The sequence below is a fragment of the Microbacterium deferens genome, assembly GCF_045517775.1.
Lineage (GTDB): Bacteria > Actinomycetota > Actinomycetes > Actinomycetales > Microbacteriaceae > Microbacterium.
Map to the genome: position 1 here is coordinate 67,575 of NZ_JBEUWT010000003.1, position 20,623 is coordinate 88,197.

General features: G+C 68.8%; 20 protein-coding genes. 8 read left to right on the top strand and 12 right to left on the bottom strand.

The window, feature by feature from the left end:
• Positions 1 to 5: 5 nt before the first annotated feature.
• Genes ABTU82_RS12530 through sufB form a run of 3 tightly spaced genes read right to left on the bottom strand, consistent with a single transcriptional unit; the run spans position 6 to position 2,994 of the window.
• On the bottom strand, positions 6 to 335 hold the full coding sequence (locus ABTU82_RS12530; protein ID WP_116646711.1) for a non-heme iron oxygenase ferredoxin subunit: 330 nt from the start codon (positions 333 to 335) through the stop codon (positions 6 to 8).
• The gene (gene sufD / locus ABTU82_RS12535) at positions 332 to 1,540 is read right to left on the bottom strand and encodes a Fe-S cluster assembly protein SufD (protein WP_407173704.1); all 1,209 of its coding nucleotides are present in this window, start codon (positions 1,538 to 1,540) and stop codon (positions 332 to 334) included. Before sufD ends, ABTU82_RS12530 begins: the two co-directional genes overlap by 4 nt.
• Positions 1,541 to 1,575: 35 nt before the next feature.
• The gene (gene sufB / locus ABTU82_RS12540) at positions 1,576 to 2,994 is read right to left on the bottom strand and encodes a Fe-S cluster assembly protein SufB (RefSeq protein ID WP_116646713.1); all 1,419 of its coding nucleotides are present in this window, start codon (positions 2,992 to 2,994) and stop codon (positions 1,576 to 1,578) included.
• A 247-nt stretch (positions 2,995 to 3,241) separates the two neighbouring features.
• On the opposite strand from sufB, the gene ABTU82_RS12545 reads away from it, so the two are divergent.
• Together ABTU82_RS12545 and ABTU82_RS12550 are read left to right on the top strand one after the other, a co-directional pair.
• Positions 3,242 to 4,192, top strand: a complete 951-nt coding sequence (locus ABTU82_RS12545) for a COX15/CtaA family protein (RefSeq protein ID WP_116646714.1) — start codon at positions 3,242 to 3,244, stop codon at positions 4,190 to 4,192.
• A 135-nt stretch (positions 4,193 to 4,327) separates the two neighbouring features.
• Positions 4,328 to 4,789 (top strand): hypothetical protein, encoded by a 462-nt coding sequence (locus ABTU82_RS12550; protein ID WP_407173705.1) that lies wholly within the window; start codon positions 4,328 to 4,330, stop codon positions 4,787 to 4,789.
• Between the two features lie 68 nt (positions 4,790 to 4,857).
• Here the strand turns inward: ABTU82_RS12550 and ABTU82_RS12555 are convergent, their stop codons facing one another.
• A complete protein-coding gene (locus ABTU82_RS12555; RefSeq protein ID WP_116646716.1) occupies positions 4,858 to 5,784 on the bottom strand; it encodes a heme o synthase in 927 nt (308 codons plus the stop codon).
• 219 nt (positions 5,785 to 6,003) lie between these two features.
• Between ABTU82_RS12555 and tkt the strand changes: the two genes are divergently transcribed.
• Genes tkt through pgl form a run of 6 tightly spaced genes read left to right on the top strand, consistent with a single transcriptional unit; the run spans position 6,004 to position 14,129 of the window.
• A complete protein-coding gene (gene tkt, locus ABTU82_RS12560; protein WP_116646717.1) occupies positions 6,004 to 8,103 on the top strand; it encodes a transketolase in 2,100 nt (699 codons plus the stop codon).
• Positions 8,100 to 9,221 (top strand): transaldolase, encoded by a 1,122-nt coding sequence (gene tal, locus ABTU82_RS12565; RefSeq protein WP_116646718.1) that lies wholly within the window; start codon positions 8,100 to 8,102, stop codon positions 9,219 to 9,221. Before tkt ends, tal begins: the two co-directional genes overlap by 4 nt.
• On the top strand, positions 9,218 to 10,837 hold the full coding sequence (locus tag ABTU82_RS12570; protein ID WP_407173706.1) for a glucose-6-phosphate isomerase: 1,620 nt from the start codon (positions 9,218 to 9,220) through the stop codon (positions 10,835 to 10,837). The genes tal and ABTU82_RS12570 overlap by 4 nt, the downstream gene beginning before the upstream one ends.
• Before the next feature lie 10 nt (positions 10,838 to 10,847).
• Complete coding sequence (gene zwf, locus ABTU82_RS12575; protein ID WP_116646720.1) at positions 10,848 to 12,398, top strand: glucose-6-phosphate dehydrogenase; 1,551 nt, start codon at positions 10,848 to 10,850, stop codon at positions 12,396 to 12,398.
• Positions 12,395 to 13,345 (top strand): glucose-6-phosphate dehydrogenase assembly protein OpcA, encoded by a 951-nt coding sequence (locus tag ABTU82_RS12580; RefSeq protein ID WP_116646721.1) that lies wholly within the window; start codon positions 12,395 to 12,397, stop codon positions 13,343 to 13,345. Before zwf ends, ABTU82_RS12580 begins: the two co-directional genes overlap by 4 nt.
• Entirely contained in the window at positions 13,338 to 14,129 is a 792-nt protein-coding gene (gene pgl, locus ABTU82_RS12585) for a 6-phosphogluconolactonase (RefSeq protein WP_116646722.1), read from the top strand. Before ABTU82_RS12580 ends, pgl begins: the two co-directional genes overlap by 8 nt.
• 73 nt (positions 14,130 to 14,202) lie before the next feature.
• Here the strand turns inward: pgl and ABTU82_RS12590 are convergent, their stop codons facing one another.
• From ABTU82_RS12590 to rapZ, 8 genes are all read right to left on the bottom strand, one after another.
• Complete coding sequence (locus ABTU82_RS12590; protein WP_116646723.1) at positions 14,203 to 14,556, bottom strand: RNA polymerase-binding protein RbpA; 354 nt, start codon at positions 14,554 to 14,556, stop codon at positions 14,203 to 14,205.
• The gene (gene secG, locus ABTU82_RS12595; protein WP_116646724.1) at positions 14,556 to 14,804 is read right to left on the bottom strand and encodes a preprotein translocase subunit SecG; all 249 of its coding nucleotides are present in this window, start codon (positions 14,802 to 14,804) and stop codon (positions 14,556 to 14,558) included. The genes ABTU82_RS12590 and secG overlap by 1 nt, the downstream gene beginning before the upstream one ends.
• Before the next feature lie 55 nt (positions 14,805 to 14,859).
• Entirely contained in the window at positions 14,860 to 15,651 is a 792-nt protein-coding gene (gene tpiA / locus ABTU82_RS12600) for a triose-phosphate isomerase (RefSeq protein WP_407173707.1), read from the bottom strand.
• A complete protein-coding gene (locus tag ABTU82_RS12605; RefSeq protein ID WP_407173708.1) occupies positions 15,642 to 16,856 on the bottom strand; it encodes a phosphoglycerate kinase in 1,215 nt (404 codons plus the stop codon). Before ABTU82_RS12605 ends, tpiA begins: the two co-directional genes overlap by 10 nt.
• 9 nt (positions 16,857 to 16,865) lie before the next feature.
• Positions 16,866 to 17,876, bottom strand: coding sequence for a type I glyceraldehyde-3-phosphate dehydrogenase (gene gap, locus ABTU82_RS12610; protein WP_116646727.1), 1,011 nt, complete (start codon positions 17,874 to 17,876; stop codon positions 16,866 to 16,868).
• Positions 17,877 to 17,979: 103 nt separating this feature from the next.
• Entirely contained in the window at positions 17,980 to 18,606 is a 627-nt protein-coding gene (locus ABTU82_RS12615) for a superoxide dismutase (RefSeq protein ID WP_116646728.1), read from the bottom strand.
• 115 nt (positions 18,607 to 18,721) lie between these two features.
• Positions 18,722 to 19,696 carry a DNA-binding protein WhiA gene (gene whiA, locus ABTU82_RS12620; RefSeq protein WP_116646729.1) on the bottom strand — a complete coding sequence of 325 codons (975 nt, stop codon included), beginning with the start codon at positions 19,694 to 19,696 and terminating at the stop codon, positions 18,722 to 18,724.
• A 41-nt stretch (positions 19,697 to 19,737) separates the two neighbouring features.
• The gene (gene rapZ / locus ABTU82_RS12625) at positions 19,738 to 20,619 is read right to left on the bottom strand and encodes an RNase adapter RapZ (protein WP_116646730.1); all 882 of its coding nucleotides are present in this window, start codon (positions 20,617 to 20,619) and stop codon (positions 19,738 to 19,740) included.
• Positions 20,620 to 20,623 lie beyond the last annotated feature (4 nt).

The window sequence follows — 20,623 nt, forward strand, 5'->3', positions numbered from 1 at the left end:
CTTACTCAGTTCGTGGGACGCGTGACGGTGGGATCGACGAGCACGTCGTCTCCCTCGATCGTCACCACGTAAACGGGGACCGGCTCGTAGGCCGGAAGATTCAGCGGGTGCCCGGTGGTCAGCGAGAACGCCGATCCGTGCGCCCAGCACTCGAGGGTGTCGCCGTCGACGAAACCCTCGGCGAGCGACACCTCTCCGTGCGTGCAGGTGTCGCCGATGGCGTGCACCTCGCCGTTGCCGTCGAGGACGACGGCCATCGGCACGCCCTCGACCTCGACACGCAGAGCGGTGTCCTGCTCCAGCTCGCTCAGCGCGCAGATACGGGTCGCGCTCACGCGGTGACTCCCTCTTGCAGTTCGCGTTCGATGGCCTCGGTGAGCTCGACCTGGAGGTCGGCCACGCCGATGCGCTGCACGATCTCGCTGAGGAACCCGACGACGACCAGGCGGCGCGCCTCGTCCTCGTCGATTCCGCGAGCCTGCAGGTAGAACAGCTGCTCGTCGTCGAACCGGCCCGTCGCGCTGGCATGGCCCGCGCCCAGGATGTCGCCGGTCTGGATCTCGAGGTTCGGGATCGAGTCGGCGCGGGCACCGTCGGTGAGGAGCAGGTTGCGATTGGCCTCGTACGAGTCGGTTGCGACGGCGTCGGGTCCGATGAGCACGTCACCGATCCAGACGCTGCGCGCGCTCTCGCCCTGCAGCGCGCCCTTGTAGAGCACGTCGCCCTTGGTGTGGTCGCCCTTGTGGTGCAGGTAGACCTGCGATTCGAGGTGCTGACCGGCGTCGGAGAACGACAGACCGAACAGGCGGCCCTCCGACCCGGAGCCCGACAGTTCGACCGAGGGATTCACGCGCACAACTCCGCCACCGAGGCTGGCCACGATGTGGGTGAGCTTCGCGTCGCGGTCGACCCGCGCCTGATGCGAGGCCGCGTGCACGGCGTCGTCATCCCAGCGCTGGACGGTGATCACGGTGAGGTCGGCGCCATCGCGGACGACGATCTCGACGTTCTGCGCGTAGGCGGCCGATCCGGAATGGTAGAGCACGACGGTGCCCCGAGCGTGCGGCATCGCCTCGATCACGATGTGGTCGGTTGCCACGAGGCCGGCCCCGAGGCCCGTGACGTCGATCCGCAGGGGCTCGGTGAGCTCCTCGTCGGCGGCCAGACGCACGTGGAGGGCGTCGGTCGAACGCTGCCACGCGGTGGCGGCGACGACGTCTTCCGGGCGAAAGTGCTCGCCGCGCACCGGGGCGTCGAGCCCCGAAGAGGCGATCACGTGCGACGCCGCCGTTCCGAGGTCGCGGCGGAGCGCTGCATCCTCGTCGGTCACGTCGTCGGCGAACAGTGCCCGCAGACGGTCGACGGGCGTGTGCTTCCAGTTGACCTCACGACCGGTCGGCGTGCCGAAGTCGGCGACGTCGAAGGAGGTGGGGCGCTCGGAACGCGTCTGCACCGGGACGACGGGCGCAGTCTTGTCGCCCCATCCTCCGTCGGTGTGTGCGGTGCTCCCGGGGAGGGGGACGGTGGTGGTCGTCGTCATCTAGCCGACCGATCCTTTCGTGGGCGGGGCGGCGATCATCCGACGCTGCCCTCCATGCCCATCTCGATGAGCTTGTTGAGCTCGAGCGCGTATTCCATCGGCAGCTCGCGGGCGATCGGCTCGATGAAGCCGCGCACGATCATCGCCATGGCCTCGTCTTCCGGAAGGCCGCGCGACTGCAGGTAGAACAGCTGCTCCTCGCTGACCTTCGACACCGTCGCCTCGTGACCGAGCTGCACGTCGTCGACGCGGATGTCGATCGCCGGGTACGTGTCGGAGCGCGAGATCGAATCCACCAACAGCGCATCGCACCTGACGGTGTTCGCGGAGTGGTGCGCATTCGCATCAACGCGCACCTCACCGCGGTAGCCGGCGCGTCCACCGCCCCGGGCGATCGATTTCGACACGATCGACGACTGCGTGTAGGGCGCCATGTGGATCATCTTGGCGCCGGCGTCCTGGTGCTGACCGGGGCCGGCGAAGGCGACCGAAAGGGTCTCGCCCTTGGCGTGCTCGCCCATGAGGAAGATCGACGGGTACTTCATCGTGACCTTCGAGCCGATGTTGCCGTCGATCCACTCCATCGTCGCGCCCTCGTGGGCCACGGCCCGCTTGGTGACGAGGTTGTAGACGTTGTTCGACCAGTTCTGGATCGTCGTGTAACGCACGCGGGCGTTCTTCTTCACGATGATCTCGACCACGGCCGAGTGCAGCGAATCGCTCTTGTAGATCGGAGCGGTGCAACCCTCGATGTAGTGGACGTACGACCCCTCGTCGGCGATGATCAGCGTGCGCTCGAACTGGCCCATGTTCTCGGTGTTGATACGGAAGTAGGCCTGGAGCGGGATCTCGACGTGGACGCCCGGCGGTACGTAGACGAACGATCCGCCCGACCAGACGGCCGTGTTCAGCGCGGCGAACTTGTTGTCGCCCGCGGGGATCACGGTGCCGAAGTACTCCTCGAAGAACTCGGGGTGCTCGCGCAGCGCCGTATCGGTGTCCATGAAGATGACACCCTGGGCTTCGAGCTGCTCGTTGATCTGGTGGTAGACCACCTCGGACTCGTACTGCGCGGCCACGCCGGAGACGAGTCGCTGACGCTCGGCCTCGGGGATGCCCAGCCGCTCGTACGTGTTCCGGATGTCTTCCGGGAGTTCCTCCCAGGTTCCGGCCTGCTTCTCCGTCGAGCGGACGAAGTATTTGATGTTGTCGAAGTCGATCTCGCTGAGGTCTGCGCCCCAGGTCGGCATCGGCTTGCGTCCGAAGAGCTGATAACCCTTCAGACGGGTCTTCAGCATCCACTCGGGTTCATCCTTGAGGGCGGAGATGCCCCGCACGACGCTCTCGTTGATACCGCGCTGCGCAACAGCACCCGCGGCGTCGGCGTCGTGCCAGCCGAACTCGTACACCCCCAGCCCCTCGAGCTCGGGCCGGTCGATCAGTACATCAGTCATGACGATCCTCTCCTCTTCGGGCCGAACGGTGTCATCCGCCCGAGCATTCCCGTTCCGCGTGGAGTGCGGCGGAGGGAGGAGGCTCGGTGGGCCCGCTATGAGGCGCAGTTACCGCGCCTAGACTGTCGGGGATGGCATCCGCGTGAGCGGTGCATCCCGAACCCCTTGATTCTACAGGTTCCCAGCCCCGTACGGGGTGCCCGGCGCCCACCCCGGCGCTCGCGGAACCCGCCTGGAGGCGAGCCCCATGTCCGCGCAGTCGACCGCCGACACTCACCGGAGCACCGACCCCACCCCGCTGTCGCGATTCGTCGCGTGGCTGCCCGACCGGGTGGATCGACGCGTCCGGGTCTTCGCCTGGCTCTCGTTCGTCGCCGAGGTGCTCATCATCGGCACCGGTGGCGCCGTGCGCCTCACCGGCTCGGGGCTCGGCTGCCCCACCTGGCCGACCTGTACGCCCGATTCGCTGGTCGCCACGCAGGAGATGGGCATCCACGGCATCATCGAGTTCGGCAACCGCACCCTCACCGGCGTCGTCGGCATCCTGGCGCTGGCCGTGGTCGTGCTCGTCTGGCGGATCCGTCGCGAACGCCGCGACCTCTTCGTTCTCGCCGCGATCGTGCTGGGCGGTGTCGTCGCGCAGGCCCTCGTCGGCGGCGTGACCGTGCTCACCGGCCTCAACCCGTTCATCGTCGGCTTCCACTACGTCGCCTCGGTCGTTCTGGTCGGCGTGTGCGCGGCCTTCCTCGTGCGGATGAACGCCGCCCCCGGCCCGCGCTCGCTCGCCGTCCCGCGCTGGTACCTGATCACGACCCACGTCACCACGCTCGTCCTTGCCCTCACCATCGTGTTCGGCGTGCTGACCACGGGCGCCGGGCCCCACTCCGGCGACGACGCGGCGGTGCGCAGCGGCTTCGACGCGCAGGTGCTCGAGCACGTCCACGCGTGGCCCGGCTACGCGTTGTTCGTGCTGACCCTGGTGCTCACGATCGTCGCCTGGGCGCGCCGCCTTCCCGTGCGTCGTTGGATCACCGCACTCCTCGCGATCGAGCTCGTGCAGATCTCCGTCGGGCTCTACCAGGCGCGAAACGGTCTCCCGGAGTGGGCCGTCGGCACCCATATGGTGCTCGCCGCGCTGACCGCCGCGGCCATGGTCGCCGTGGTGCTGAACCTGAAGACCCCCGCCGTCGCACGCTGACCGCGGGCGGGCTCTGCGCGCGGGCACCTTCATAGGGAACACATCGGAGACGCAGAAGCATCGTGGTGGCCTACGGTGCAGACTGGTCGATGCCGCGGCCGAACCGTGCCCGGAGAAAATAGGAGTTGACCCGAAATGACCTCTCGTGCCCGCCTGATCACCAGCATCCCGTTCTGGATCCTCGTCGCCGGGTCCGTCGTGGCCGGAGCCGTGGGCCTGTGGATCGTCGTGGACCGCCTCGGCACCCTCGAGCGCGGCCTCGTCGACGGCACCGCCACCACCGCCCAGGTCTACGGCGGACAGTCGTGGTCGGTCGTCGGAGCCGTGCTCCTCGGCGCCGGCGTCGTCGGACTCTTGCTCGCGCTCGCGCTGGCCGCCGCGAAGTCGCTCATCCCCCAGGGCGATGCGGCCGTCGTCGAGACGATCGACTGGACCGCCGACGAGACCGACCTCGAACCGACCCCGTTCGCGTCCGAGTCCACCGTCCCCGCCGCCACGACGGCAGCGCCCGTCATCGCCGAGGACCCCGACGTCGAGGTGCCCAGCACGACCCCGGCGCCGGCTGCGGCGACCGAGGGCGACGACAAGCGCGCCTGACGCCGCATCCGCGACGACGAAGAAGGCCGGGTCCCCGAGGGGATCCGGCCTTCTTCGTGCGCTCTGCGTCAGAAGGGCAGGAGCGGGTCGACCGCGATGGCCACGAACAGGAGCGTGAGGTAGGTGATGGAGGCGTGGAAGACGCGCATGGGGCGCGGCTCGGTGCCCCGGACGGCTCGCGTGTAGAGGCGGTGCGACTCGTAGAGGAACCAACCGCCGAAGACGAGGGCCGACACGGTGTAGACGAGGCCCATCGATGCGACGGGGATGAGCAAGAGCGAGCACGCGACCGTCGCCCAGCCGTACAGGATCACCTGAAGGCCGACCTGCGAGCCGCTGCGCGTGGCGCCGAGCATGGGCACGTCGACCTCTTCGTACTGGTCCTTGTACTTCATCGACAGCGGCCAGTAGTGCGGGGGCGTCCACAGGAACACGAGCGCGAAGAGGATGAACGGCGTCCAGCTCAGCGATCCCGTGACGGCCGACCAGCCGATGAGCACGGGGAAGCACCCGGCGATGCCGCCCCACACGATGTTCTGCTCGGTGCGGCGCTTGAGGATCATCGTGTAGATGACGACGTAGAAGAAGATGGCGCCGGCCGAGAGTGCGGCGGCGAGCCAGTTCGTGGTGAAGAAGAGCCAGACCGTGGATGCCGCGGCAAGGGTCCACGCGAAGATCAGGGCGTTGCGCGGCGTCACCTCGCCGGTGACGAGCGGACGCTTCTCGGTGCGCTGCATGTGCGCGTCGATGTCGCGGTCGAGGTACATGTTGAACGCTGCGGCCGAGCCGGCGCTGAGGGACCCGCCGATGACCGTGGCGAGCACCAGCCAGAGATTCGGCATGCCGTTCTGCGCGAGGATCATGACCGGCACGGTCGTGACCAGCAGCAGCTCGAGGACCCGGGGCTTCGTCAACGCGAGGTAGGCGCGGAAGGTTCGTCCGAACGACTTTCGAGGGGTCGCGACCGGCGTAATCGACGTCGTCGAGATGTCCATCTTCCCCCGTTTGCCGTGCTCATCAGGTCTCCCCGAGTCTACGTCATCGGTTACGGGGCCCCGGTGCGCGCGAGCCCCGTCATGTCACCCGTCGAGACGTCTCGCTTCGCTATGCTGAAAACGAACGCGCGCCTGGTGCCGGCTCCCCCTCCTCTCCATTGATGGACGACGGAGCTGCGGCACGACCAGAGGGCGCCGAGATCGAGGAAAGGCGACCGAGTGTCGGACTTGAGCTGGGATGAGATCGATCGGCGCGCGGTGGACACCGTGCGCGTACTCGCGGCAGACGCCGTGGAGAAGGTGGGCAACGGCCACCCGGGCACGGCCATGAGCCTCGCCCCGGCCGCCTACCTCCTCTATCAGAAGGTGATGCGGCACGATCCCGCCGACACCCACTGGCCCGGGCGCGACCGGTTCATCCTCTCGGCGGGGCACTCCTCGCTGACGCAGTACATCCAGCTGTACCTGGGCGGCTTCGGGCTCGAGCTCGACGACCTCAAGGCCCTCCGCACCTGGGGCTCGCTGACTCCCGGCCACCCCGAGTACCGCCACACCGACGGCGTCGAGATCACCACCGGCCCCCTCGGCCAGGGCCTCGCCTCGTCCGTCGGCTTCGCCTACGCGCAGCGCTACGAGCGCGGCCTGTTCGATCCCGAGGCCGCCGCCGGCGAGAGCCCGTTCGACCACCACATCTACGTGATCGCGTCCGACGGCGACCTCGAAGAGGGCGTCACGAGCGAAGCATCATCGCTCGCCGGCCACCAGGAGCTCGGCAACCTCGTCGTCATCTACGACGCCAACCAGATCTCGATCGAGGACGACACCAACGTCGCCTTCACCGAGGACGTCGCGAAGCGCTACGAGTCCTACGGCTGGCACGTGCAGACGGTCGACTGGAAGAAGACCGGTCAGTACGTCGAAGACGCCGCCGACCTGTACGACGCCATCGAGGCCGCCAAGGGCGAGACCGCGAAGCCGTCGATCATCATCCTGAAGACGATCATCGGCTGGCCGTCGCCCGGCAAGCAGAACTCCGGCAAGATCCACGGTTCGGCCCTCGGCGCCGACGAGCTGCGCGCCACGAAGGAGGTCATGGGCTTCGACCCCGAGCAGACCTTCGAGGTGGATGCTGCGGTGCTGGAGCACACGCGTGAGCTGGTCGCCCGCGGCGAGGCCGAGAAGGCCGCGTGGCAGGAGAAGTTCGACGCGTGGGCCGCGGCCAACCCCGAGCGCAAAGCGCTCTGGGACCGCGTGAACGCTCGCGAGCTCCCCGCCGACATCGCCGACGCGCTGCCGGTGTTCGAAGCCGGCAAGGAGGTCTCCACGCGCGCCGCATCGGGCACCGTCATCAACGCCCTGGCCGCCGAGCTCCCCGAGCTGTGGGGCGGCTCGGCCGACCTCGCCGAGTCGAACCTCACGACGATCAAGAACGCCAAGTCGTTCATCCCCGCGGAGTGGTCGACCCACGAGTGGGACGGCTCGCCCTACGGGCGGGTGCTGCACTTCGGCATCCGCGAGCACGCCATGGGCTCGATCCTCAACGGCATCGTGCTGCACGGCCCGACGCGCGCCTTCGGTGGCACGTTCCTCATCTTCAGCGACTACATGCGGCCGCCGCTGCGTCTGGCCGCGCTGATGAACATCCCGTCGCTGTTCGTCTGGACCCACGACTCGGTCGCCCTCGGCGAGGACGGCCCGACGCACCAGCCGATCGAGCAGCTCGCGACGCTCCGCGCGATCCCGAACTTCGCGGTCGTGCGGCCCGCCGATGCCAACGAGACCGCGGTCGCCTGGCTCGAGCTGATCCGTCGGCACGCCGGCCCCGCAGGTATCGCCCTGTCGCGTCAGAACCTGCCCGTGTTCGAGCGCGGTGACGGCGAAGCATCCGGTGACGTGTTCGCGTCGGCGCAGGGTGTGGCCAAGGGTGCGTACGTGCTGGCCGAGGCCCCGAACGGCACGCCCGACGTGATCCTGATCGCCACCGGCTCCGAGGTGCAGATCGCCGTCGCCGCGCGCGAGTCGCTCGCCGCGGACGGCATCAACGCCCGCGTGGTGTCGGCCCCGTCGCTGGAGTGGTTCGCCGAGCAGGACGAGGCCTACCGCGAGTCGGTGCTGCCGACGGCCGTCACCGCCCGGGTCTCGGTCGAGGCCGGCATCGCCCTCACCTGGCGGGGCATCGTCGGAGACAAGGGCCGCTCGGTCTCGATCGAGCACTTCGGCGCCTCCGCCGACTACAAGACTCTGTACAAAGAGTTCGGTATGACCGCCGAGGCCGTCGTCGCCGCGGCCCGCGAGACGATCAAGGAGAACAACGCATGAGCACCCCCACCGCACAGCTGTCCGCCGCAGGCGTGAGCATCTGGCTCGACGACCTCTCGCGCCAGCGCATCATGACCGGCAACCTCGCCGACCTGATCGCGACCCGCAACGTCACGGGCGTGACCACGAACCCGACGATCTTCGCCGGAGCCCTGTCGAAGGGCGAGGCGTACGAGGCCCAGGTCTCCGGGCTCGCCGCGAAGGGTGCGACGACCGACGAGGCGATCTTCGAGATCACCACCGACGACGTGCGCGCCGCCTCCGACGTCTTCCTCCCCGTCTTCGAGGAGACCGGCGGCGTCGACGGTCGAGTGTCGATCGAGGTCTCCCCCGACCTCGCCCACGACACCGAGGCCACCATCGCGCAGGCGAAGGACCTCGCAGCCCGCGTGGACCGCCCGAACGTGCTCATCAAGATCCCGGCGACCAAGGCGGGCCTGCCCGCCATCACCGAGGTCATCGGCGCGGGCATTTCGGTGAACGTCACCCTCATCTTCAGCCTCGAGCGCTACGCCGAGGTGATCGACGCCTACCTCTCGGGCGTCGAGAAGGCGAAGGCCGCCGGCCACAAGATCGACACCCTCCACTCGGTCGCCTCGTTCTTCGTGTCGCGCGTCGACACGGAGGTCGACAAGCGACTGAGCGCCATCGGCACCGACGAGGCCACCGCACTCAAGAGCAAGGCGGGCATCGCGAACGCGCGTCTGGCCTACGAGCTCTTCGAGCGCGAGTTCGCCACCGACCGCGCGAAGGCCCTGCTCGATGCGGGCGCCACCGTTCAGCGTCCGCTCTGGGCCTCGACCGGAGTCAAGGACCCGGCGCTGCCCGACACGCTCTACGTCACCGAGCTGGTCGCCGGAGGCACTGTCAACACGATGCCCGAGAAGACCCTCGAGGCGACCTTCGACCACGGCGTGATCACCGGCGACACCATCACGGGAAACTACGCAGACGCGCACGACGTGTTCGACCGCCTCGCGGCCGTCGGTGTCGACTTCGCCGACGTCACTCAGGTGCTCGAGGACGAGGGCGTCGAGAAGTTCGTCGCCTCGTGGCACGAACTGCAGGGGACCGTTGCGAAGGCGCTCGAGGCCGGCACCGCGGAGGCCGCTCAGTGACGTTCGACATCCACGTCACGGGTCACCCGCGCGAGCTCGTCGAGACGACGCTCCCGGGCCTCGTGGCGTCGCTCGTCGCCTCGTCGATCACGGCGGGCGACAGCAGCCTGTGGGGTGCGACGGCCGAGGCCGAAGCATCCCGCCGGCTCGGATGGGTGCAGGCGGTCTCGGTCTCACGGCCGCTCGTACCCGAGATCGAGGCGCTGCGCGCCGAGCTGGTCGCGAAGGGCGTGACGCGTGTCGTCCTGGCGGGGATGGGCGGCTCGTCGCTCGCTCCCGAGGTCATCGCTCAGACATCGGGTGTTCCGCTCGTCATCCTCGACTCGACCTCTCCCGGGCAGGTGCTCGCCGCCATCGACGGCGACGCCGAGTCGGGCGGTCTCGACAAGACCGTCCTGGTCGTGTCGTCGAAGTCAGGCTCCACGGTCGAGACCGATTCCGCGAAGCGCGCTTTCGAGGCGGCGTTCCGGGACCTCGGGATCGACCCGGTCGAGCGCATCGTCGTGGTCACCGACCCCGGTTCTCCGCTCGACGAGGCCTCGCGCGCGCAGGGCTACCGCGTGTTCGCCGCCGACCCGACCGTCGGCGGCCGGTACTCCGCACTCACCGCGTTCGGCCTGGTTCCGTCGGGGCTCGCCGGCGTCGATCTGAACGAGCTCCTCGACGAGGCCGAGGCCACGCTGCTCGAAGTGGCCATCGACAGTCCCGAGAACCCCGCGCTGGTGCTCGCCGCGGCAATCGCCGGCGGGGAGCCCCGTCGCGACAAGCTCGGGCTCGTCACCGACGGCACGCACATCGTGGGCCTGCCCGACTGGATCGAGCAGTTGATCGCGGAGTCCACCGGCAAGAACGGCACGGGGATCCTGCCCGTCGTGCTGCTGCCGGTGTCGCCCGAGCTCGACGCGGTGCCCGACGACCTGCAGATCCTGCGCCTGGTCGACAACGCCGCGCAGTTCCACCTGTTCGAGCGGCACGAGGGCGAAATCCTCGTCAGCGGCTCCCTCGGGGCGCAGTTCGTGGTGTGGGAGTACGCCACGGCCATCGCCGGACGGATGCTGGGGATCGATCCCTTCGATCAGCCCGACGTCGAGTCGGCGAAGGTCGCGACCCGCGGCCTGCTGGACGCACGCCCCGAGCCGACGCAGCCCGCGTTCACGCTCGACGGTGTCGAGGTCCGCGTCTCGGATCCCGCCCTCGCGGCGTCCGGCACGCTCGCCGGCGTGCTCGACGCGCTGTGGGCCCAGCTTCCGCCGAACGGCTACGTCGCCATTCAGGCCTACGTGAACCGCATCGCGATCCCGCAGCTGCAGGGACTGCGGGAGCTCGTCGCCGCGGATGCAGATCGCCCCGCCACCTTCGGCTGGGGCCCTCGTTTCCTGCACTCCACCGGGCAGTTCCACAAGGGCGGACCCGCCACCGGCGTGTTCCTGCAGATCACCGAGCGCACCGACACCGATCTCGAGATCCCCGGCCGTCCGTTCACCTTCGGCCAGCTCATCGAGGCGCAGGCCGTCGGCGACGCGTCGGTGCTGGCCGCGCACGGCCGTCCCGTCGTGACTTTGACCCTGACCGACCCGCAGCTCGACGTCGTCGAGCTGTTCGAAGCAGCCCAGTGAGCGTGTACGCATGAGTGTCGAAATCTCCCGGGGGCACAACCCGCTTCGCGATCCCGACGATCGCCGCCTGAGCCGCATCGCCGGCCCGAGCGCGCTCGTCATCTTCGGTGTGACCGGAGACTTGTCGCGCAAGAAGCTCATGCCGGCCGTCTACGACCTCGCCAATCGCGGCCTGCTCCCCCCGGGCTTCGCCCTCGTGGGCTTCGCCCGCCGCGACTGGGAGGACCAGGACTTCGCGCAGGTCGTCTACGAGGCGGTCAAGCAGTACGCGCGCACCGAGTTCCGCGAAGAGACCTGGCAGCAGCTGCTGCAGGGCATCCGCTTCGTCTCGGGCGAGTTCGACGACCCGGAAGCCTTCGCACGCCTGCGCGATACCGTCGACAAGCTCGACGTCGAACGCGGCACGATGGGCAACCACGCGTACTACCTCTCGATCCCGCCGAAGGCCTTCCCGCTGGTCACCCAGCAGTTGAAGGACTCGGGGCTGGTCGGCGAGACCGCGGCCGACGGCAACGGCTGGCGCCGCGTCGTCGTCGAGAAGCCGTTCGGTCACGACCTGGCCTCGGCCCGTGAGTTGAACGACGAGCTCGAGAGCGCCTTCCCCGCCGACTCGATCTTCCGCATCGACCACTACCTCGGCAAGGAGACGGTGCAGAACATCCTCGCGCTGCGCTTCGCGAACGAGCTGTACGAGCCGATCTGGAACCGCAACTACGTCGACCACGTGCAGATCACCATGGCCGAGGACATCGGTGTGGGCGGACGAGCCGGCTACTACGACGGAATCGGAGCCGCGCGCGACGTCATCCAGAACCACCTCCTGCAGCTCATGGCGCTGACCGCCATGGAGGAGCCCATCAGTTTCGACGCGAAGAACCTCCGCGACGAGAAGGAGAAGGTGCTCGCAGCGGTCCGCCTCCCCGAAGACCTCGCGCACGCGACGGCACGGGGGCAGTACGCCGGCGGCTGGCAGGGTGGCGAGGAGGTGCTCGGCTTCCTCGAGGAAGACGGGATGAACCCCGACTCGACGACCGAGACGTACGCCGCGATCAAGCTCGAGGTGAACACGCGTCGCTGGTCGGGCGTGCCGTTCTACCTGCGCACCGGCAAGCGCCTCGGGCGCCGCGTGACCGAGGTCGCCGTCGTCTTCAAGCGCGCGCCGCAGCAGCTGTTCTCTCGCAGCCAGACCGAGGAGCTCGGCCAGAACGCTCTGGTGATCCGGGTGCAGCCCGACGAGGGTGTCACCATCCGCTTCGGCTCGAAGGTACCCGGCGACGGCACGCAGGTGCGCGACGTGACCATGGACTTCGGTTACGGCCACGCGTTCACCGAGGCGAGCCCCGAGGCCTACGAGCGCCTCATCCTCGACGTGCTGCTCGGCGACCCGCCCCTCTTCCCCCGTCACGAGGAGGTCGAGCTCAGCTGGAAGATCCTCGACCCGATCGAGAAGTTCTGGGAGTCGCAGGACGGACCCCTCGAGCAGTACTCCCCCGGGTCGTGGGGCCCGGCATCCGCAGACGAACTGCTGTCTCGCGACGGCCGCACCTGGAGGCGCCCGTGATCGTCGAACTGCCCGACACGACCGTCAGCAAGATCTCGAAGGCGCTCGTCAACGTGCGCGAGGAGGGCGGCGCCGTCGCTCTCGGTCGCGTCCTCACCCTCGTCATCGTGACCCGTCACGGGGCCGAGGAGGAAGTGATCGAGGCCGCGAACGATGCGTCGCGCGAGCACCCGATGCGCGTCCTCGTCGTCATGGTCGGCGGTGGTGACGCCGAGCCCCGCCTCGATGCGCAGATCCGCGTCGGCGGCGACGCCGGGGCGAGCGAAGTCGTCGTGCTTCGCGCACACGGCGCCGCGGGCTCGAACGCCGAGAGCCTGGTGACGGGCCTGCTTCTCCCCGACGCGCCCGTCGTGGCGTGGTGGCCCTCCGAGACGCCGAAGACGCCGTCGCGCTCGGAGATCGGCAAGATCGCGCAGCGACGCATCACGGATGCTTCGAGCCAGCCCGACCCGACCGCGTGGGTCGACAGCCTCGGCTCGCACTACTCCCCCGGCGACACCGACTTCGCGTGGACGCGCCTCACGCGCTGGCGCGAACAGCTCGCCGCGGTGCTCGACCAGCCGCCCTTCGAGCCGGTGACCTCGGTGACCGTCCGCGGCGGAGCGGACTCGCCGTCGACGGTGCTCCTCGCCGCTTGGCTGCGGCTGAAGCTCGACGTGCCGGTCGACTACGCGTATCTCCCCGCCGACGAGTGGACGAGCGGCATCAAGTCGGTCCGCCTCACCCGTCCCGGCGGAGACACGCTGCTGGAACGGCCGGAGCCGAGCGTGGCGGTGCTCACTCAGCCCGACCAGCCCTCCCACGAGCTGGCATTCCCCCGCCGCACGCTGCGGGAGTGCCTGGCCGAGGAGCTTCGCCGCCTCGACCCCGACGTGCTCTACGGGCGCGTGATCTCCGAGGGACTCGAACTCCTCGGTTCCGCCGAGACGAGGGAGACGCATGGCTGAGTCGATCACCGAGAAGCGGGTCGTCATCAGCCCCGACAAACAGCACCTCGCCGAGTCGGTGGCCGCGCGCTTCGTCTCGCGCGTCGAGAAGCAGGTCGCCGACGGTCTCACCGTGCACATCTGCCTGACCGGCGGATCGATGGGCGGCGCGGTTCTCGAGGCCGCCGCGCGCGACCCGCGCACCTCCACCATCGACTGGTCGGACGTGCACTTCTGGTGGGGCGACGAGAGGTTCGTGGCGCGCGACTCGGACGACCGCAACGAGAAGCAGGCGCGTGTCGCGCTGCTCGACGCGCTCGACATCCCGGCCGAGAACATCCACGCGGTCGCCGCGAGCGATGGCACCCTCGACCTCGACGGCGCCGCCACGGCCTATGCCGACGAGCTCGCGCAGTACGCGCCGGCCGATCGCACGGACGCTGGCGCCTGGCCCGCGTTCGACATCTGCTTCCTCGGCGTCGGGCCTGACGCCCATATCGCGTCGCTGTTCCCCGATCGCCCCGAGATCCAGATCACCGACCGCGCCGCCGTGCCGGTGCGCGACTCGCCCAAGCCTCCACCCGAGCGCGTGTCGCTCACGCGCCCGGTCATCAACAGCTCGACTCGCGTGTGGATGGTGCTCGCGGGTGCCGACAAGGCGTCGGCGCTCGGCCTCGCGCTGGCCGGCGCCAGCTACGCGAGCGTGCCGGCGGCCGGCGCGAAGGGCCGCCGTCGCACGGTGCTGTTCGTCGACGAGGCCGCCGCCGACCAGGTGCCCCCGCAGCTCATCGACCAGGAGTACTGAGCACGCGAACCACGTTCACACGAACGACGAAGGGCGGATGCTGCGAAGCATCCGCCCTTCGTCGTTGCCGTGGCTACTGACCGCGCCGGTCGCGGAGCTGCTGCAGCGCGTCGTCGAGGAGGGTCTCTGCCTCTTCTTCGGTGCGGCGCTCCTTCACGTAGGCGAGGTGCGTCTTGTAGGGCTCGTTCTTGGCGATCGCCGGCGGGTTCTTCTGGTCGCGACCCGCGGGAAGACCGGAGTGCGGCGAATCGATCGTCTCGGGGATCTCGTCTTCCGGGATGCCCGCTGCGAAGTGGCGGACGGTCTCGTTGCCGAGCGCGTCCCAGTACGAGATCGACACGCGATCCGCGTGGTAACCGTGATCCTGCTCGCCCATCGGACCCGCGCCCACACGGGTGCCGCGGATGGCGTTTCCCCCGGTAGCCATCAGACCGGGAGGAACTTCGTGATGAGGCCGAGGCCGACGATCGCGACGAACCAGACCAGCGCGAGGATGATCGTGAACCGGTTGAGGTTACGTTCAGCCAGACCCGAGGATCCGAGGGCCGACGTCATGCCGCCACCGAACATGTCGGACAGGCCGCCACCGCGCCCCTTGTGGAGCAGGATGAGAAGGGTCAGCAGAAGACTGGTGATACCCAGCAGGACCTGCAGGACGAACTCGAGGATCTGCACTGTTGAAAGCCTTTCGCAGCGGTGCGAAGCAGACCGCACCACGTCAAGTATACGGTCAGACGCCGACGTGCTTCTGGAACCGGATGATCGCCGCGAACTCGTCGACCACGAGGCTCGCTCCGCCGACCAGCGCACCGTCGACGTCGGGCTCGCGCATGAAGCTCGCGATGTTGCCCGACTTGACCGATCCGCCGTACAGCACGCGCGTGCGTGCCGCTGCGTCTTCGCCCAGCTTGGACGCGACGACGGCGCGGAGCTTCGCGCAGACCTCCTGCGCCTGGTCGGGCGTGGCCGCCTGGCCCGAACCGATCGCCCAGACCGGTTCGTAGGCCACGACGATGTCGGCATCGGCCGACACACCCTCGAGCGCGACCTCGAGCTGGCCGACGGGAACGGCGCTCGCGCCGAACTTCTCGAGGTCTTCGGCCGTCTCGCCCACGCAGATCACCGGGGCGATGCCGTGACGCAGCGCCGCCTGCACCTTCGCGGCGACGACCTCATCGGTCTCGGCGTGGTACTGGCGACGCTCGGAGTGACCGATGATCACGTAGCCGCAGGAGAGCTTCGAGAGGAACTGTCCGGAGATCTCGCCGGTGTAGGCACCCGAATCGTTCGTCGAAAGGTCCTGCGCTCCGAGGGCGAAAGGAATCTTGTCGGCGTCGATGAGGGTCTGCACGGTGCGGATGTCGGTGAACGGCGGGAAAACGCCGACCTCGACACTCTCGGGCTCGTGTCCGGCCTCTTTCAGGGTCCAGTGCAGCTTCTGGACGAACGCGACCGCCTGCAGGTGGTCGAGGTTCATCTTCCAGTTGCCGGCGATGAACGGGGTGCGGGTGGTTACGCCCATCCGAGGACCTCCAGTCCGGGGAGTTTCTTGCCCTCGAGGAACTCGAGGCTGGCGCCCCCGCCCGTCGAGATGTGTCCGAAATCGTCGTCGGCGAAGCCGAGCTGGCGAACTGCAGCAGCCGAATCTCCGCCGCCGACGACGCTGAGGCCGTCGACCTCGGTGAGGGCCTGCGCGATCGCGCGGGTGCCCGACTCGAACGCCGCCATCTCGAACACGCCCATGGGGCCGTTCCAGAAGACCGTGCGGCTGCCACGAATAGCCGCGTCGAAGGCCTCCGACGTGCGCGGCCCGATGTCGAGTCCGAGACCGGAGGCACCGAACGGGGTGTCCTCGAGTGCATCGGCGTCTGCGATCACGTGGTCGGCGTCGGCGGAGAAGGATGCTGCGACCACCGCGTCGACGGGGAGGATGATCTCCACGCCGCTCTCCTTCGCCGTGGCGAGGTAGCCCTTGACGCGATCGATCTGGTCTTCCTCCAGGAGGCTCGCACCGACCTTGTGGCCCTGCGCGACGAGGAAGGTGAACATCATGCCGCCGCCGACGAGGAGCCGGTCGACGCGCGGGAGGAGGTGCTCGATGACGCCGAGCTTGTCGCTGACCTTCGACCCGCCGAGGACGACCGTGTACGGGCGCTCGGGGTTCTCGGTCAGGCGGTCGAGTACCTCGAGCTCCTTCTCCACCAGCAGGCCGGCGGCCGACGGGAGGAGTTCTGCGAGCTCGTAGACGCTCGCCTGCTTGCGGTGGACGACTCCGAAGCCGTCCGACACGAGGGCGTCGCCGAGCTGGGCGAGCTGCTCGGCGAACGCGCGGCGCTCCCCCGCATCCTTCGCCGTTTCGCCCGGGTTGAACCGAAGGTTCTCGAGGACGGCCACCTGGCCGTCCTCGAGGGCGGCCACGGCTTCCTGCGCCGATTCGTCGACGGTGTCGCGCGCGAACGCCACGGGAGCGCCGAGCAGCTCGGAGAGTCGCTGTGCGACGGGCTCCAGGCTGTACTTCGCGTCGGGCGCACCGTCGGGCCGACCGAGGTGCGAGGCGACGACGAGGCGCGCGCCGGCGTGGATGAGAGCGTTCAGCGTGGGGATCGACGCGCGCACGCGGCCATCGTCCGTGATGATGCCGTCCTTCAGGGGGACGTTCAGATCACAACGGACGATGACACGCTTGCCTGCGAGCGAACCCAGCGAATCGAGGGTGCGCAGTGCCATGGCGGAGCCTTAGATGCGCTCTGCGACGTACTCGGTCAGGTCGACCAGACGGTTGGAGTAGCCCCACTCGTTGTCGTACCAGGCCGACACCTTGACCAGGTTGCCGCTGACGTTGGTCAGCTCGGCGTCGAAGATCGACGAGTGCGGGTTGCCCTGGATGTCGCTGGAGACGATCGGGTCCTCGGTGTACTCGAGGTATCCGGCGAGACGACCTTCGGCAGCCGCGGCCTTGTAGGCGGCGTTGACCTGGTCGACGCTGAGGCCCTCGGTCGGGGTGACGATCGTGAGGTCGACGATCGAACCGGTGGGAACCGGAACGCGGTACGACGAGCCGCTGAGCTTGCCCTGGAGTTCGGGGAGCACGTGGCCGATCGCCTTGGCGGCACCGGTCGAGGCGGGCACGATGTTGATCGCTGCCGCACGGGCGCGGCGCAGGTCGCTGTGCGGGCCGTCCTGGAGGTTCTGGTCGGCCGTGTAGGCGTGAGCGGTCATCATGAAGCCGCGCTCGATGCCGAAGTTGTCGTTGAAGACCTTCGCGAGGGGCGCGAGGCAGTTCGTGGTGCACGACGCGTTCGAGATGATGACGTGGTTGGCGGGGTCGTACTCGGCCTCATTGACACCCATGACGATGGTGACGTCGTCACCGGTCGCGGGGGCGGAGATGAGGACCTTCTTGGCGCCGCCGGCGATGTGCTTCTTGGCGTCTTCGGCCTTCGTGAAGCGGCCGGTCGACTCGATGACGATGTCGACGCCCAGCTCGCCCCAGGGGAGGTTGGCGGGGTCGCGCTCGGCGAACACCTTGATGGTGTTGCCGCCGACCGTGATCGACTCGTCGTCGTAGGTGACGTCCTGGTCGAGCGGTCCGTTCACCGAGTCGTACTTGAGAAGGTGAGCGAGGGTCTTGTTGTCGGTGAGGTCGTTGACCGCGACGATGTCGAGGTCTGCACCCTGCGCGAGAGCCGCGCGAAGGTAGTTGCGTCCGATCCGGCCGAAGCCGTTGATCCCGATCTTGACAGCCACGGATTGACTCCTGATTTGGGTAGTGCGCGATGCGCGAGTGTGTTGCGAATGCGAGAACGGACAGCGGCGTCCCGGCGGGTGTCCACCGGGACGCCCGCTCCGTTTACGACAGTACCAGCAGGCCCGCGGTCTTCTCGCGAGCGGCGGAGAAGCGCTTCTGGACGTCTGCCCAGTTCGCGATGTTCCAGAACGCCTTCACGTAGTCCGCGCGGACGTTCTTGTAGTCGAGGTAGTACGCGTGCTCCCAGACGTCGAGCAGAAGGAGCGGCACGGTGCCGGCGACGATCTGACCCTGCTGGTCGAAGAACTGGTCGATGATCAGGTTCTCGCCGATCGAGTCCCAGAACAGGCCCGCCCAGCCGGAGCCCTGCACGCCGAGCGCGGCGGCGGTGAAGTGGGCCTGGAACTTGTCGAACGAACCGAAGTGGTCGTCGATGGCCGACTCGAGGTCGCCGGTGGGCTTGTCGCCACCGTCCGGCGAGAGGTTCTCCCAGAAGATCGAGTGGTTCGTGTGACCGCCGAGGTTGAAGGCGAGGTCCTTCTGAAGCTTGTTGACGTTCGCGAGGTTCCCGGTCTCACGGGCCTCGGCGAGCTGCTCGAGAGCGGTATTGGCACCGGTCACGTACGTCTGGTGGTGCTTGTCGTGGTGCAGCTGCATGATCGACGCACTGATGTGCGGCTCCAGTGCTGCGTAGTCGTAGGGGAGTTCGGGCAACGTGTACTTCGCCATGTTCTCTGCTTCCTATCGGCGCTGCACCGACACTCCTCGGCGCAGCGAAGGATGATCGATTCATCCTATCGAGGGGCAACGCCCGTGACCCGGGGTTGCTTCCCTGGTCGTCACATCACTCGGCGCCGGCGGGGACGGCCGACTCGGTGCCGGGGACCCCGTCGACCTCGGCCTTCTTGTCGGCCATCGCGAGCAGGCGACGGATGCGGCCGGCCACGGCGTCTTTCGTCAGAGGCGGGTCGGCGTGATGGCCGAGCTCGTCGAGGCTGGCGTCGCGGTGCGCGAGACGGAGGTCTCCCGCTTCGCGCAGATGGTCGGGCACCGTGTCGCCCAGGATCTCCAGGGCACGCTCGACCCTCGCGCACGCCGCGACGGCGGCCTGCGCCGAGCGGCGCAGGTTCGCATCGTCGAAGTTCACGAGACGGTTGACCCCGGCGCGCACCTCGCGGCGCTGACGTAGCTGGTCCCACTCGGCGGCCGTCTTCTGAGCACCCATCTCGGCGAGAGCGGTGCGGATGGCGTCACCGTCGCGCACGACGACACGCGGCACTCCGCGCACTTCGCGGGCCTTCGCGGGAATGCCGATCCGGTGACCGGCGCCCACGAGCGCCATGGCGGCCTCCGGCGACGGGCAGGCGATCTCCAGCGACGCCGAACGGCCGGGCTCGCTCAGAGAGCCGGCGGCCAGGAACGCGCCGCGCCAGATCGCGGCGAGATCGCCGCGCGAGCCGGTGGTGAGCTTGTTCGGGAGCCCGCGCACGGGGCGGCGACGCTGGTCGAGCAGCCCCGTCTGACGGGCGAGGGTCTCCCCCGACTCGATGACGCGCACGGCATAGTGACCGCCCGTGCGCCCGCCCGAGCCCTGCACGTGGACGAGCTCGGGACGCACGCCGTAGATCTCCACGAGGTCGCGGGCCGCGCGCCGCGCGAGGACGTCGGAGTCGAGCTGGGCCTCCACGGCGACGCGGTTCGCGATCGAGTGCAGGCCTCCCGAGAATCGCAACAACGCCGTCAGCTCGGCGACGCGCGCCGTAGGCCGGGGGTCGCGGACGGCGATGAGTTCGGCCTTCACGTCGGCGGTCAGCGGCACGGTACTCCTCGGGGGAAAGGGCGGGGGAACGAGGGAACAGCCTACTCGCGGCCGAGGTCGCGGTGCGTGACGCGGACCGCCACACCCGGCACCGAGCGGAGTCGTTCGGCGAGTTCCCGCGCCATGGCGACCGAACGGTGCTTACCGCCCGTGCACCCGATCGCAACGACCGACTGGCGCTTGTTCTCGTGCTGGTAGCCCTCGAGCACGGGGGCGAGTGCGGCGGCGTACGCGTCGAGGAACTCGTGAGCGCCGGGCTGGCCGAGCACGTAGTCGCGCACCCTCTCGTCTTCGCCCGTCAGGCCGCGCAACTCGTCGTTCCAGTAGGGATTGGGCAGGAACCGCATGTCGGCGACCATGTCGACGTCGGTCGGCAGCCCGTACTTGAACCCGAAGCTCATGAGATTCACCGTGTGACGGGCCGCGGCCTGCTCCCCGAAGAGCTCGACCACCCGGGTCGTCAGCTGGTGGATGTTGTTCGACGAGGTGTCGATGAGAACGTCGGCGGCCTCTCGCACGGGCGCCAGTCGCTCCCGTTCGCGTCGGATCCCGTCGAGGATCGTGCCGTCGCGCTGGAGAGGGTGGGGGCGCCTCACCGACTCGAACCTCCGCACGAGCACGTCGTCGGCAGCATCCAGGAACACCACGCGAACCTGACGCCCCGCCCGGAGAGTGCGCATGACCTCGGGGAGGTCGCCGAAAAGCTCGCGCCCGCGCACATCGACCACGACCGCGACGCGCGGGACAGCACCCGCGGCGAGCTCGGTGAGCTCGAGCAGGGGGCGCAGCATCATGGGCGGCAGATTGTCGACGACGTACCAATCGAGGTCTTCGAGCGCGTTGGCCACCGTCGAACGGCCGGCCCCCGACATGCCCGTGACGATCAGCACCTCGCCGGTCTCGCGGCGCGTCTGGTCGGTCATGTCA